The sequence below is a fragment of the Novacetimonas maltaceti genome (genome assembly GCF_002906255.1).
GTDB lineage: Bacteria > Pseudomonadota > Alphaproteobacteria > Acetobacterales > Acetobacteraceae > Novacetimonas > Novacetimonas maltaceti.
The window spans coordinates 1-13572 of sequence record NZ_POTC01000062.1 but is presented as its reverse complement, the minus strand read 5'-3'; the positions used below and the strand labels follow the sequence as shown (position 1 = coordinate 13572).

Sequence of the window (13572 nt, the reverse complement as noted above, 5' to 3'; positions counted from 1 at the left end):
CCCATGGACATGTCCCCCACACCTCCCCCACGACGCGCCGCCCCTGCGCGCGTTCCCGGCTTGCGGGGATCATCTGCGCCGCCGTCGCCATGCTGCCGCTGTGCGCCGCCCATGCGGCAAATACCGGCAACGGGGCGGCCGGCGGGTCACAGGCGCAGGAACGCGACTATGAACAATGGTATACCGGGTCCCTCGTCTCCCCGTCCGGCGCGCTGACGCAAAAGGGGGTTTTCGCGTGGGAACCCTATTTCACCTACAGCACGCCGACAGGCTTCCTCGACAGCGGGGGACATGGCCGCCCCATCCATGACGGCATGCGCGGGATTTCGAATTTCACGCTGTACAAATACGCAATCACCGATTCCATCAGCGTGCAGACCACGCCGACCATCAGTTACGGGTGGCGCAGGCATGGCGACACCACAAGCGGCGCGAAAATGGGCGACCTGCCCGTGGACCTGATGTGGCGTTACCTGAACGCGGATCCCCGGCATTTCATCCCCGCACTCAGCATCTTTGCCGGTGTCGCCTTTCCCACGGGGGATTACCGCAACCTCGGGCGGAGCGAGGATGGCGTGGGCAGCGGGGCCTATACGTTCCGCCTCGCCCTGACGGAACAGTCCACCTACGTCCTGCCCGGCCACCATGCCCTGCGCCTGCGGATATGGGGCACGTGGCGCCGGGCGCTGGGGGCGGCACGCATCACCAATGCCAGCAGCTATGGCACGACGCAGGGATTTCGCGGCGCGGCCCATCCCGGCATGTATGGCGAGAGCGGGTTCTCGCTGGAATACGGCATCAGCCAGAAATGGGTCCTGGCGATGGACCTTGCCCGCGACTGGGCCGATGGGGCGTATGTCCATGGCCACGATGCGCAGTGCCACCTGGTGCGCAGCACGGGCGATGGTTCCGGGGACTGGATGATCGCCCCGGCCATCGAATATAACTGGTCGCCACGTTTTGGCGTCATCGCCGGGGTTTCCACGCTGTTCGCCGGGCACAACACGGCGCGTGTCCTGTGCCCGCAATTCGCGTTCAACAGTGTCTTCTGACGGAAGCCTGTAGAATCACAAAAGTTCTCGGGCGCCGCCTTTTTTCAACAAGCTTCAGCAGAAGCCTCTCCGGGTTCAGGCCCTGTTTCGCAAGGAGCCGTTCTTTTCGATAGCGTCAGGGGATATCGAAAAGGTGCTGGATGCGCGCTGCCGGCATGTCGAGCGCAAGGCACAGTGTCAGCAGGATGCGTGCCTGTCGTGGGCGCAGGCGCCCTGCCGCCATGATCCCACGCTGGCGCAGGTCCTGCCGCGCCAGCGTCGCACCGGACGATCCCTGGCTGGACATGACCACGGCCACCCCCTGCGCGCAGGCGGCATCAAGCGCAGCACTTTCCGCCGGGGCGCACATGCCCGGCAGCATGCTGGCGACCACGAGGCCCCGCGCACCCGCCGCGCAGAATGCCGCAATCGCCGTCCCATCCCCCCCGGAATGGCTGTAACAGATATCCACGCGCGGCCTGTCGTGCGCAATGCGTTCCAGCGCGTCGCCGCCAATGCGCCTGCGCGCCGCAACCTGACGGGCAAAGCAGACCGCGTCCCCCTCGATCACACCAAGCGGGCCGAAATCGGGGGAGCGGAATGTGTCGAGGCGATAGGTCGAGGCCTTGGTCACGCTGCCTGCGGCATGGATCTCGTTGTCGGAGACCACCAGCACCCCCTGTCCCCGCGCCTGCGCACTGGTCGCAACCAGCAGTGCCGCATGCAGGTTGGCCGGGCCATCCGCGCTGATGGCGCTGGCGGGCCGCTGCGCGCCGACCAGCACGACCGGGCGTTCCTCATCAAGGACAAGGTCAAGGAAGAAGGCCGCTTCCTCCAGCGTGGTGGTACCATGCGTCACGACAACGCCCGCCATGTCGGGACTTTCACGCAGCACGTCGCGGATCCGGCGTGCAAGTTCCGCCCATATGGACATGTCCATATGGCTGCTGTCCTTTTGGGAAAACGTGATCTCACGCACGCGAAAGCGCGCCCGCACCACATCGGGAAGCGCCGACAGCAGGTGGCTGGCCCCAAGGTCGCGCCCGATTTCCGCATAATCCACGGTATCGCAGGGATTGTCCGAATGGCGTGCGATGGTTCCACCGGTGGAAATGACCGTGACAAAAGGCAGCGAAGCGGCATCGGGCATGGGAAGGGACAGTCCGTTATGAACGCAATGGAAACCCTGTTTACGCGCGGGGATGCGCACCGACAATGCGTCCCCCCGTCAGCGGAAGGCGGACCCCGGTGGTTTCGGGCGCGGAAATGGGCAGGCCCAGCAGCGCGCGCACGGCAAGGAAGCCGAAACATTCGGCCTCCAGCGCGTCCCCATCCCAGCCCAGTTCGCCAACAGGGGCGACGATGCCCGGCAGGCGCGCGCGCAGGCCACGCATGATGACGGGATTATGCACCCCGCCGCCGCAGATGTACCACGCACGCGGCACCTGCGGCAGCGGAGCGGCGGCAATGGCCGCCACGGTAAAGGCCGCAAGCGTCGCCGCCCCGTCCTGTGCCGACAGGTGCGACACCATCGACAGCGCGCGATGGAACGACTGCCGGTCCAGCGATTTCGGCGCGGGCCTTGCAAAGAACGGATCGGACAGCAGCGCCTGCAGCACATCCGCATCCACCTGCCCCGCGCTGGCCAGTCGCCCGTCAAAATCACATGGATGGCCGGTATGGATGCGCGCCCAGTCATCCAGCAGCGCATTGCCCGGCCCCGTATCGCACGCATGCACGCGCCCGTCCGTGCCCAGCAGCGTCACGTTCGAGACACCGCCGATATTGACGATGGCAACCGGGCGTTCCTGCCCCGCCAGCAGGGCGGCGTGATAGAACGGGGCCAGGGGCGCGCCCTCCCCCCCATGCGCGACATCGGCGCTGCGGAAGTCATGGACGACCGCGATCCCCGTCTCCCGCCACAGCAGTTCCGCATCCCCCACCTGCCATGTGCGGTGCGCCTGTGGCTGGTGCAGCAGGGTCTGCCCATGGAAACCGATGACATCGACATGCGGATGCCCGGCTTTCTCCCGCAGGGCCTGCACGGCTTCGGCGTGGCGCAGGGTCAGGGCATGCTCCACGTCACGGACCTCAGGCGCGTCGGCCGACAGGGTTGGCGCGCGGTCCAGCAGGTCACGCATGCGCTCGCGCAGGGCCGGGGCATAAGGCAGCGACAGCGACGGCCCACGGGCGCCAACCCTGTGGCCATCCGTTTCGACCAGTGCCGCGTCAACCCCGTCAAGCGACGTGCCACTCATCAACCCGATCGCATGCAACATGCCTGTCATCCTTTCGTCCACCATGCCCGCCATAATGGGGGCAGGACGTGGTTATATATTCGAAATGACATGCCGCAGGCCATCTCCTGTCCCGTCCGACAGGAAAAAGCGCACGGATTCAGGCAAAATTTTCTGGCGCCGCTTTTCGGGGGACGGAGCAGTCCCCCGAAACTTCGGCCGTTTTTACTGGTAAGGCCCCGGCTCCGGCGTCCAGCCGGTCAGGAGATGCCGCCCGATCTCCGCATTCTTCCAGTCCACCGGGTCATGCAGCGACAGGGTCCGCGCATCGCGCCAGTAACGATCGAAGCCATGCAGCGCATCCGTGCCGCGCGCACCGGTCGCGGCCAGGATGTCCGATGTCGCCCGCAATGCCGCGCGCGTCGCGACGGAACGCGCCGCGCTGACGGGCATGGCAAGGGCCGCCCGCGACACGCCGCCGCGTTCATACAGGTCCAGCAGGTCGCCACACTGCCGCACGGCGCAGTAGGCCACCGACAGGTCCGCCCCCATTTCCCCCACCATCCGGCGCACATACGGGTCATCGGTCGCGCGTTCGACCTGTGCAGCACCCCATGGGCGGCTGTGTTGCGCGACGAAGGCACAGCCGGCACGCAGCGCGCCGATGCCGATCCCGATCAGGATCGCGCTGAATCCCGCCTGGTGGCGCAGCGATGTATGGACCGGCAGGGCGCTTTGCGGGGCAAGGGCATTGGTTGCGGCGCTGACCCGGACATCGTCCAGAACGACCGTGCCCGAATCCGTCGCACGCTGTCCCATCCGGTCCCAGTCGCGCAGGATCCGCAGGCCCGGCGCGCCACGCGGCACAAGGTCGAAACGCAGGCCGGCCCGCACGTCATCGTGGCGCTGCGCCGCAAGCGGGTCAAAGGACGTAATGGCGATCAGGTCCGCCCCCGCCGCACCCGTGGCATAGACCTTGCGCCCGCGCAGCAGCCAGTGCCCGCCGGGCTGCGCGATGGCCAGCGTCTGGACGAAACTGTCCGCAGTACGGCCATTTTCCGCAACCGCCATGCCGATGATCGCATGGTCCGACATGATGCGCTGGGCCAGGTGATGGCAGAAGGCCGGGGTGGCGTAGGCAAATATCTCCCGCACCAGGTCGTCATGCACCTTGTAGATCTGCGCCACGGCGGGATCGGCCGCCGCGATCCTGACCATCACCTCCAGCGAGAGGGCCTGCGTCGCCCCCATCCCGCCATAGGCGCGCGGGACCGGCAGCAGCAGCAGTCCCGCCTGCTTCAGCAGAGAGATCGCATGGACCGGATACCGCCCGTTGCGGTCATGATCGGCCGCATGTGGCGCGATGCCGGTGTCGAGTATTTCCTGCACCCGCAACAGCAGCGGCGCATCCGCGCGTGGAAGGACATAAGGGGGGAAAAGGTCGCCCAGCAAAGGCGGCAGCATCACCCCGTCAGGAAAAAAAGATGTCATGCCCCAAGGTTACAGGGCATACACCGGGCCATTCAATACCGTAGCCTAGCCACCTGCCCTGCGCCGGGCTGTCGCGCGCTCGTCACTGAGCGAGAGCATCCACATCGTGAATCCCCCCATCGCCAGCGCGCACCCGACCCAGCCGACCGAACCCCAGCCCCAGCCCGCCGAGATCGCGAGGCCGCCAAGCCACGGGCCAATGGCGTTTGCAAGGTTGAAGGCACTCTGGTTCATGGCGGCGGCCAGGGCCTGCGCGTTCACCGCGACGCTGAGCAGCCGCGACTGGATCACGGTGCCCAGCCCCCCGCCGCAGCCGATCATGAACACGATGGGCATCATGCCCCATACACTGTGAATTGATCCGGGGAACCCCGCCAGCGCCGCCGCATTGACCAGCAGCGTGCCGCCGATGGTCGGCATCATCTTGCGGTCGGCCGCCCAGGCGCACGCCATCGTGCCCACCGTCATGCCAACGCCAAAGACCGCAAGCATGACCGGCACCATGACCGGCTGCGCATGCGTCACTTCCTGCAGGATGGAGGCAAGGTAGGTATAGACGCAGAAAATGCCGCCAAACCCGATGACCCCGATCCCCAGCGTCAGCCAGACCTGCCGGTTGCGCATGGCGCGCAGTTCGGTCAGGGCGTTGGCATCGGGACGCGCCGGGTCAGCGGGAACGAACACCACCACCAGCATCATGGTGGCGAACGCCAGGCCGGCAATCAGCACGAAGGCCCAGCGCCAGCCCAGCAGCAGTCCAAGGCCGTTGGCCAGCGGCACGCCCGCGATGGTTGCGATCGTCAGGCCCAGCACCACGCGGGCGACCGCCTGCGTGCGCTGGCTTTCAGGCACAAGGGAGGCCGCGACAATGCCCGCCGTGCCGAAATAGGCCCCATGGGGCAGGCCGCTGATGAAACGGAACAGCAGCAGCCACGAAAACGAAGGCGCAACCGCGGTCAGCGCGCTGCCCAGCACATAAAGCGCCGTCATGCCGATCAGCATCAGCTTGCGGCTGGCCTTCGCCCCGATCAGGGCGATCAGCGGCGCCCCCACGCACACACCCACCGCATAGGCAATGATCGCATGCCCCGCCTGCGGCACGGTGACGTGCATGTCACGCGAAATCATCGGCACAAGGCTCATGGCCGCGAATTCGGCCGTGCCGATGGCAAATCCCCCCATGGCCAGGATGAAGAAGATCCATGCGGGATGTATGGACGACGCACGCCCGGACTCGGACGTCCCCGCATGCTGGACGGTCGGTGTTTCGGTCATGTATCTGCTCTGTATGGAAATAAAGTAATGACCGGCTTAGCGGTCGTCTTTGCACCGCCGATACACCCGTGTCCCCGATGGAAGCAAGCCCCCTTCCCGCCGCAACGGCCTGCCGACATGTTTCGACAATATCCACCGCGCATTCCGGGCATGTCCGCCCCGTACTGACCATGGATGCTGCTGGCGGCCACGGCCCGCGCGGCATGTCCGTCACATGGGAAATGACTTTTTCCGTGCGGAACATAATGCCGTTATTTGCGATAATATCACAGGCAGATTGACAGAAACACCCGGTCGCCTGCCGCCACCCTGATCCTTCAGGCCGGTTTCATGTCATCTTTTCACCCCGGCCCGATAACTGGATGCTACGATGCAGGACACCCGTCATTTACCGTCCAGCGCGCCATCGGCAAGCACCGCAGCAGAAAAGGTACGCCATGGGATTCGATCGTCATGACAGCATGGTCTCCTCCCCCTCCCCCATCGGGAGCAACGGGAATTCCATGGTCAATATTGTCTATATTCTCTACCTGATCGGATTTTTCATTCCCGGCACCAGCGCCATGGGAATCATACTGGCCTATATAAACAGGGACAGTTCCACGGAACCCTACACCTCGCACTTCCGGTTCCAGATCACCCTTTTCCTCAAGGGACTGCTCTACGCCGTTGCGGGACTGGTCCTGTATCTGTTCAGCATCGCGATGGCCGCACTGACGGGCGGGATCGGGGTGATCCTGCTGGTCTTCCCGGTCCTGCTGATGCTGTGGTGGGCCGCGTGGACGATATACAGCATCATCCGTGGCATGAGTGCGCTCAACCGGAACCTGCCCATCAGTTGATGCGGGCATGTTGACATCACGGTTTTTTCCAGGAATGCGCCGCGCCCTGAAGTTTTCCTAGAAAACTTCAGCATGGCTGGCAGGATCGCTTCCAGGCAGGTCCAGGCGCCATACCCGCAGGTCCGGCATTGCGCCTTCCCCCTATCGGGGAACGCCACTGCCGGGCATCGTGCGATATCTTCTTGATGGAAGCGTAATTTCATATCCGGCAGGCAATCGGGGAAACGGTCTGGATGACCTGCCCCGTGCCACAGCCCTGTGCATGATGCCCTGACGGTCATCATACCCGGCCAATACTGGCATCATGACATGCCAGATTGCCGGAAGTGCGATCTTCTTCCCATCAGGTCCACCATGGAACCCGCGGGCATCTCCCGATCGCAAAACGCAGTGGGATATCAGGTCTGCCGGACGATCTCATGCCAGGCCCATCATATCGAAACCACTGCCTTATACCTGCCCCGGTTATGGTGAGGACAGGGTCAAGGTGGGGGTAGGAACCCCCGCCTTATGCAACGCGGTCGGAAACCAGGGTCGCAATCATCAGCGCCGCGATCATGGGCAGGAACGACACCATGGTCAGCGAAGACATGGCATGGACGGAGTTGGCAAGCAGGTCGCTCAGGTTCTGGATCAGCATTTGTTTTTGTCCTTCATTTTCTCGGTCTCGAGTGACGCGGTAAAAACACGAAACACCGGCGCACCGCAACGGGAAATAATCGGGAACTATTTTCATGACATTTTCACAATGAAGCCGTCATTATTATTTGACCACGAAACAAACACGACACCACGCCACGCGCAGGCAGGGCAAAATACCATTCGAATATTTGTGACAAAAATAACGGCAGGGCATGCGTAAATGGCCCCAACACCCCCTACACATGCACAAAAAAGAGGCGATATGCCTGATTCTTGCGCATTTCGATCACGTTTTCGTGATAATTTTCGAAATATAAAAGGGGCTGAATTCCGCATCATGGCCGTCGCACGATGCAAAATTATGCAGGCAAACCAGATTGCCGTGCTTTTCAATAGGATAGCGGCATCGGCAGGAAGCGCAATGCAAAATCGCCCCCTGCCGTGACATATCGACGGGAAAATTACCTTCCGTCAAAGGCACCATAATCATAATGCCGCACCACGCCGCCAAAGGCGCTGATTCCCGTCGGGCCATCCATTGGCGCGAATCCCAACTCGATAAACACCAGCTGCTGCGGATCTTCGGCCTGTTTCAGGGCAGCCTCAAGTTCATCCATGCTGTTGACCCGCAGGCACACGGCCGCATCAGATGCGCCCATCACGCCGGGCAGCGCGGCATAGTCCCAGTTGGCGATGTCATTATAGGCCGCCGTTTCCCCAAGGATCATCCGCTCGATCGTATAGCCACGGTTATTGAGCACGAAGATGACCGGCTTGTGCCGCGCGCGCAGTATGCTCGACAGTTCCTGCGCCGTCATCTGGAACGACCCATCCCCGATAAACAGCAGGTGACGCCGATCCGGACAGGCATTGAGCGACCCCAGCAGGGCCGGCAGCGTATAGCCGATTGCCGCCCATATGGGCTGGGACACAAAATGGCATCGTGCGGGCAGGCGCATATGCGTCAGCGCCACCAGCGACGTGCCATTATCCGCCAGCACGACATCCCCCTGCCGCAGGAATGTCTGGATGCGCGCCCAGAATGCAGGCTGCCCCCAGGCCGGGGTGTCCTGTACTGCCGGTTGTGGTGCCACCACAGGCCGGGGGGACGCCGACACGGGGGGCTGCTGCGTGGCGCGGCGTTCGCTGACCTGCGCAATGATGGCGTCAAGCAGGTCTGCTGCCGCCACCCCCATGAACACGTCCCCACCGCAACGCGTGTCGAACGCCTGAATATTGACGAAGGCGGCGGGATCAAAGGCGTATGAGAAGTAACCGGAGGTCGCATCCACGAACCGTACCCCAAAGCCGATCACGCAGTCCGCGGTCCGGACCCGTTCGTACAGTGCCGGGGCCGAGGCCTTGCCACTGTAGATCCCCTGATAATTCGGGTCTGTTTCACATAATGCGCCCTTCCCGGTCGGAAGGGTTGCAAAGGGAATGTCCAGCAGTCGGGACAGCTCCGCCACACGTTCGCGCAGGTCAAAACGCCGCACCAGGGCATCAAGCAGCAACACCGGCCGTGTCGCATGCGTCAGCCGTTCCATGATGTCCGCAACGGCGGCCTGCAACTGCACCGGATCACTGCCATACCAGCAGGCAATGTCCTGCGTGGCAGGAACCTGCACCGACACACAGCAGGTATCGGACGGCAGCTGCAGATAGACGGGCCGCTTTTCCCGCCATGCGGCACCCAGCACGCGATCGATCTCGGTCGCCGCGTCCTGGGGCAGCAACCGCGTCTGCGCGACAGTGAACTGGCTGTAGCAGTTCATGACATTTTCATAATTCCCATCAGCCAGCGTATGGTGCAGCAGCGCGCGCTGCGTGATCGCATGCAGCGGTGGCACGCCGGAGATCATGATGACCGGCACACCTTCCGCATAGGCCCCCGCAATCGCGGACAGCGCACTGAGGTCCCCCACGCCATAGGTGGTCAGGACCGCCGAAATGCCCGACAGCCGCGCATCGCCATCCGCGGCATAGGCCGCATTGAGCTCATTGCAGTTCCCGATGAAGGAAATGCCATCGGTCCGTTCAATCAGTTCAAGGAATTCAAGGTTGTAATCCCCCGGCACGCCATAGATCCGCCGCACCCCCAGCGCCCTGAGACGTTCGAGCAGATAGGTTCCCACCGATTTGCGTGTTGTCATCTTCATGCCTCGCCCAGATGTTTCGAGATATTGATGACCTGAGAGCATCATCTTCGGCGAAGTCGCGCAACCTTTTTACCTGCATGACAAGGCCCGGCATGACAGCGATCGCCCTGTACCGGGTGGCACGCCTGTCGGGGCGGACCTGCCATGTGCCCATCGCAGTCATCGCGTTTCCGATCCCCCAAATGCCGGGCGGAAGGGATCAGGGGCAATCCGGGCATCCCTTAATTCGGGATGACGGCATTCGTCATGTGGTCATCTGTCGGTGCATGGGGCGACTGCGTGAAGGGAACCGGAAGATTGGTTATCTTCAATGCCTGCACACAACGGTCAAGTTCACCAAATGCCGGTGCTGCCTTGTTCAACTGGACGATCCATGTCTGGTTCATGGGTTCTGCCAGATTCACGCGCAGGACCTTCGCGGTCGTGAATTCGTGCATGAACTCTTTGACCCTGTCAGCAGGAATGCCAATCGTCACCTGGCTTCCGGAAAGCCTGGCATCCAGATAGATCCGGCTGTTATCGTCAAAATTCGCAATCGCCTGAAAACCGGAACGGAAATTCAGAACATATGTCGTGCCCATCAACAGCATTTCAACATTTCCGTTGGTGGTCACAAGATTAAAATCATTATTGGTGCCGACCCTGGCATCAATCAGGCATGCGGGGTTACCGGAAGCCGTTGTTCCAGCTTTCAGTTTCCACTCCCCGATATCCTGTGCAGGAGGAATAATCTCTACATGGGCATATGATATGCCCGGGAATGATGAAAATGCGGTTCCGGCGATCAAGGCGCAGATGCACAATGTTCTTTTCATGCCGATGGCCCTTTGAATCCCAAATGAAAATACCTTGTTGATTATGAAATACGCACGTTTACCCTGCCGCATCCAGAAGGGTCATTCGTGGCCATGACGGCACAAAAAACCTGATCCTGACACATGTTTACGCAATCGTGCGGATTTCACCGTCCTTTTACGGGCCATGCTTTCAGACATCGCCCGTAAAAATCCTTATGTTTCATTATCGGATCAAAGAAATCACCCCGCCCAGATTGTAATCCCCAAGGCATTTCTGCAATTCCCTGAATGCCGGCACAGAGCCTGCAAGATCAATATCCCACTGATAATGCATTGATGGGATGGACAGTCTGGCGGTCCTGTTATTCATGAGGTTACGGAAAAAATCAGCCTTGTTCATGCCGCCATCGTGCGAGTCAAGAAAAACGGATTGCATGGAATTAATCCTGCCCCAGAACTGGACTTCATTCCCGTTATCGAATTTCAGGGTGAACGGCACGGCTGTCAGATTTACCAGATGGGAAAAATTGAAGTTGGTATCAGCAGGGAAAACCCCCATCATCATTCCATTGGTTTCTATTTCCATAATATGGGGCCCGCTTTGCACAAACATCGAACATGTCGCCCGTCCCCCGCTTGGCCTGTTGTCTATTCCTTTGACCGTCCACTTGCTTTCGCCCTGTGAAGGCGGCGTCCCTGCATCTGCGGAACTTTGCACGCCACCGGCCTGCTGCGCTGCCGGGGATATGGGCGCATTGGTGGATGGCTGTGCTGCTGCGGGAGAGTTCGAAACGATGGTATTGCCATTCGATGCGGCCGGTTGACTGTCGTTTGCCTGCGTAAATGGTTCAGGCAGGCCGACAAACTTCCGCTCCTGTGCACACCGATCCAGCTCGGTTATTGCAGGGGACATTTTATCCAGACTGACATTCCATGTCTGGTTGATCGGATCTGGCAGGGATATTTTCATTTCCCGACCGATCGTCAATTGATGGATGAATGGCTTGACCTTATCCGTCGTGACTTCAAATTCATCGAATTTTTGATTGATATGAGATGTCAGGTCAATTTTATTGCCATCGTCAAAACTGAATGTCCCATTTGATGCTCGAAGGCTTATTTTCTGCCAGGACGGTTCCACAAGCACGATTGCAACATAATAGTTGCTGACAAGAAGTCTGAACTGTCCACTATCCCCGACATTGGTGTTTATCTGGCAGTATTGATTCTCGCCCCCATCATCTACGGCTTCCAGTTTCCAGTTCCCGATATCCGTGTGTGGTGGAACAGTCTGGCTTTCCGCATGTGCGCCGGAACATGACAATGCATCACATATTGCAAATATTGGCAGAGCTAATAGATTTCTGTATTTCATCTGAAATTTACATCCTTTTCCTTCAGGAAGTGACGTTTTACCCCCAGAAAGGAAATGGCTTAAATCATTCCGGTCAAATTGCATATAGAAAATAATTATTCTGCAATCATGATACTATAAAGAAAAAAATACCCGATCGAAGACCTTCAGCATTTTCTATTCCGGTAAACTGGTCCGTCCATAGTTCCCTGTTGCGCCAGCTAACGGCTCCCGCAACCATATCGCAGACCTACGCAGGAACTACGTGCCATGTCATTTCCATCACAGATACGTGGCATGGTTTGCCGATGTACTGAAATGCCTTAAAACATCCTATGAATTTATCCGGTCTTTCCTACTTCCATTGCATGACGACAGGCACCCCATGGATATCTCTCCTATTGATGATCACTCCCGCGTGCTGATGCGACTGACAGCGGCATTGTTTCTGGGATATCTGGCCGTTGCATTATCACTGCCGGTCATCCCCATATACGTCACGCAATGGTCGGGATATGGCAATATGCTGGCGGGACTGGCCGTGGGAATTGCCTTTGCGTCCACCATCCTCAGTCGAAACCATGCCGGGCAGTTGGCAGACGGACGCGGCGGGCGGACCTGCATGCGACTGGGACTGGCCGGGTATATCCTGGCCAGCATGATCTGCATGGGGGCAAGCCTGCCCATGCTGCCTTATCCACTGCGTTACCTTGTACTGGTGGCCGGACGGCTTGTGCTGGGGGTTGGGGAAAGTCTGACAGTGGTTGGCATGCTGGGCTGGGGCATCGGCCTGATGGGCCATGCACGTGCGGGCAAGGTCATGGCATGGACCGGAATGGCCATGTATGGTGCCTTTGCCGTGGGGGCACCACTGGGGCTTGCGATCTTTCACATGGCGGGATTTGGTGCGGTCATGCTGGCCTGTGCCATTCTGCCAGCCACGGGACTGCTGCTGTCACAGGGGATCAAGCCCTCCCCGATCCATAAAGGACGACGCGAACCGTTCTGGCATATATTGGGCCGGATCTGGCGACCCGGTTGCGCACTGGGGCTGCAGGACGTTGGCTTTGCCGTGCTGGGGACGTTCATCTCGCTTTATTTCATACATCGCAACTGGCCGCATGCAGGGTTGGGACTGACCTGTTTCGGTGGTGCGTTCGTTGTGGTCCGCCTGTTATGCGGGCATCTGCCGGATCGGGTCGGAGGCGTACGCGTTGCGCTGGCCTCCCTGATTGTCGAAGCCGCAGGACAGTATCTCCTGTGGTGCGCTCCATCCCCTATGCTGGCACTGGCCGGGGCGGTACTGACAGGAATGGGATGCTCGATGGTCTATCCGGCGCTGGGGGTGGAGGTCGTACGCATCATGCCACCGCATCTGCGTGGAACTGCCCTTGGGGGTTTTGCCGCTTTTCAGGATCTGGCCTATGGCGTGACCGGCCCACTGACCGGCCTGCTGGCGGATCGCGCGGGATATTCGTCGGTCTTTCTGGTTGGGGGAATCTGCGCCACGCTCGCCTTCGTGCTGACGTTGCACATGGCTACACGCCGATGCTGATCTTTTCGCCGACAGGAACGCAAAAACCCCTCCTGCTTGAAACAGGAGGGGTTTTCGTAAAAGACTGACTGGAAGATCTGGCGGCGACCGACTTTCCCGTGCCTTGAGGCACAGTATCATGGGCGCTGGGGTTTTTCACGGCCGAGTTCGGGATGGGATCGGGTGGAGCAATTCCCGCCATGGCCACCA

11 protein-coding genes and 1 rRNA gene are annotated in these 13572 nt (G+C 60.5%); 3 read left to right on the top strand and 9 right to left on the bottom strand.

Annotated elements, in window-relative coordinates; translation table 11 throughout:
* Positions 1 to 68 precede the first annotated feature (68 nt).
* Entirely contained in the window at positions 69 to 1052 is a 984-nt protein-coding gene (locus KMAL_RS14465) for a hypothetical protein (protein WP_408887932.1), read from the top strand.
* A gap of 115 nt (positions 1053 to 1167) precedes the next feature.
* On the opposite strand, the gene KMAL_RS14460 is transcribed toward KMAL_RS14465, so the two are convergent.
* From KMAL_RS14460 to KMAL_RS14445, 4 genes are all read right to left on the bottom strand, one after another.
* On the bottom strand, positions 1168 to 2181 hold the full coding sequence (locus KMAL_RS14460) for an asparaginase (RefSeq protein WP_110096301.1): 1014 nt from the start codon (positions 2179 to 2181) through the stop codon (positions 1168 to 1170).
* Positions 2182 to 2221: 40 nt separating this feature from the next.
* Complete coding sequence (locus KMAL_RS14455; RefSeq protein WP_110096303.1) at positions 2222 to 3319, bottom strand: anhydro-N-acetylmuramic acid kinase; 1098 nt, start codon at positions 3317 to 3319, stop codon at positions 2222 to 2224.
* 174 nt (positions 3320 to 3493) lie between these two features.
* Positions 3494 to 4759, bottom strand: a complete 1266-nt coding sequence (locus tag KMAL_RS14450) for an acyl-CoA dehydrogenase family protein (protein ID WP_110096300.1) — start codon at positions 4757 to 4759, stop codon at positions 3494 to 3496.
* A 45-nt stretch (positions 4760 to 4804) separates the two neighbouring features.
* A complete protein-coding gene (locus KMAL_RS14445) occupies positions 4805 to 6034 on the bottom strand; it encodes an MFS transporter (protein ID WP_110096299.1) in 1230 nt (409 codons plus the stop codon).
* Positions 6035 to 6471: 437 nt separating this feature from the next.
* On the opposite strand from KMAL_RS14445, the gene KMAL_RS14440 reads away from it, so the two are divergent.
* Positions 6472 to 6876, top strand: coding sequence for a DUF4870 family protein (locus KMAL_RS14440; protein WP_110571094.1), 405 nt, complete (start codon positions 6472 to 6474; stop codon positions 6874 to 6876).
* Between the two features lie 508 nt (positions 6877 to 7384).
* Here KMAL_RS14440 and KMAL_RS17830 read toward each other — a convergent pair.
* From KMAL_RS17830 to KMAL_RS16985, 4 genes are all read right to left on the bottom strand, one after another.
* Positions 7385 to 7516, bottom strand: coding sequence for a hypothetical protein (locus KMAL_RS17830; RefSeq protein ID WP_275399316.1), 132 nt, complete (start codon positions 7514 to 7516; stop codon positions 7385 to 7387).
* A gap of 463 nt (positions 7517 to 7979) precedes the next feature.
* Positions 7980 to 9671 carry an alpha-keto acid decarboxylase family protein gene (locus KMAL_RS14435; RefSeq protein ID WP_110096302.1) on the bottom strand — a complete coding sequence of 564 codons (1692 nt, stop codon included), beginning with the start codon at positions 9669 to 9671 and terminating at the stop codon, positions 7980 to 7982.
* 227 nt (positions 9672 to 9898) lie between these two features.
* The gene (locus tag KMAL_RS16990) at positions 9899 to 10564 is read right to left on the bottom strand and encodes a hypothetical protein (protein WP_146044232.1); all 666 of its coding nucleotides are present in this window, start codon (positions 10562 to 10564) and stop codon (positions 9899 to 9901) included.
* Positions 10565 to 10697: 133 nt separating this feature from the next.
* The gene (locus KMAL_RS16985) at positions 10698 to 11849 is read right to left on the bottom strand and encodes a hypothetical protein (RefSeq protein ID WP_146044231.1); all 1152 of its coding nucleotides are present in this window, start codon (positions 11847 to 11849) and stop codon (positions 10698 to 10700) included.
* 364 nt (positions 11850 to 12213) lie between these two features.
* Here KMAL_RS16985 and KMAL_RS14420 point away from each other — a divergent pair, with 364 nt between their 5' ends.
* The gene (locus KMAL_RS14420; RefSeq protein ID WP_110096295.1) at positions 12214 to 13383 is read left to right on the top strand and encodes an MFS transporter; all 1170 of its coding nucleotides are present in this window, start codon (positions 12214 to 12216) and stop codon (positions 13381 to 13383) included.
* Between the two features lie 75 nt (positions 13384 to 13458).
* Here KMAL_RS14420 and rrf read toward each other — a convergent pair.
* A 5S ribosomal RNA gene (rrf, locus tag KMAL_RS14415) occupies positions 13459 to 13572 on the bottom strand; the annotation flags it as partial.

Excerpts from the sequence above, each read along its gene's own strand:
- KMAL_RS16990 (WP_146044232.1), bottom strand. The coding sequence starts at position 10,564 with ATGCGGCAGGGTAAACGTGCGTATTTCATAATCAACAAGGTATTTTCA.
- KMAL_RS14440 (WP_110571094.1), top strand. The coding sequence starts at position 6,472 with ATGGGATTCGATCGTCATGACAGCATGGTCTCCTCCCCCTCCCCCATC.
- KMAL_RS14460 (WP_110096301.1), bottom strand. The coding sequence starts at position 2,181 with ATGCCCGATGCCGCTTCGCTGCCTTTTGTCACGGTCATTTCCACCGGT.
- KMAL_RS14420 (WP_110096295.1), top strand. The coding sequence starts at position 12,214 with ATGGATATCTCTCCTATTGATGATCACTCCCGCGTGCTGATGCGACTG.
- KMAL_RS14455 (WP_110096303.1), bottom strand. The coding sequence starts at position 3,319 with ATGACAGGCATGTTGCATGCGATCGGGTTGATGAGTGGCACGTCGCTT.
- KMAL_RS14445 (WP_110096299.1), bottom strand. The coding sequence starts at position 6,034 with ATGACCGAAACACCGACCGTCCAGCATGCGGGGACGTCCGAGTCCGGG.
- KMAL_RS17830 (WP_275399316.1), bottom strand. The coding sequence starts at position 7,516 with ATGCTGATCCAGAACCTGAGCGACCTGCTTGCCAACTCCGTCCATGCC.
- KMAL_RS14450 (WP_110096300.1), bottom strand. The coding sequence starts at position 4,759 with ATGACATCTTTTTTTCCTGACGGGGTGATGCTGCCGCCTTTGCTGGGC.
- KMAL_RS14435 (WP_110096302.1), bottom strand. The coding sequence starts at position 9,671 with ATGACAACACGCAAATCGGTGGGAACCTATCTGCTCGAACGTCTCAGG.
- KMAL_RS16985 (WP_146044231.1), bottom strand. The coding sequence starts at position 11,849 with ATGAAATACAGAAATCTATTAGCTCTGCCAATATTTGCAATATGTGAT.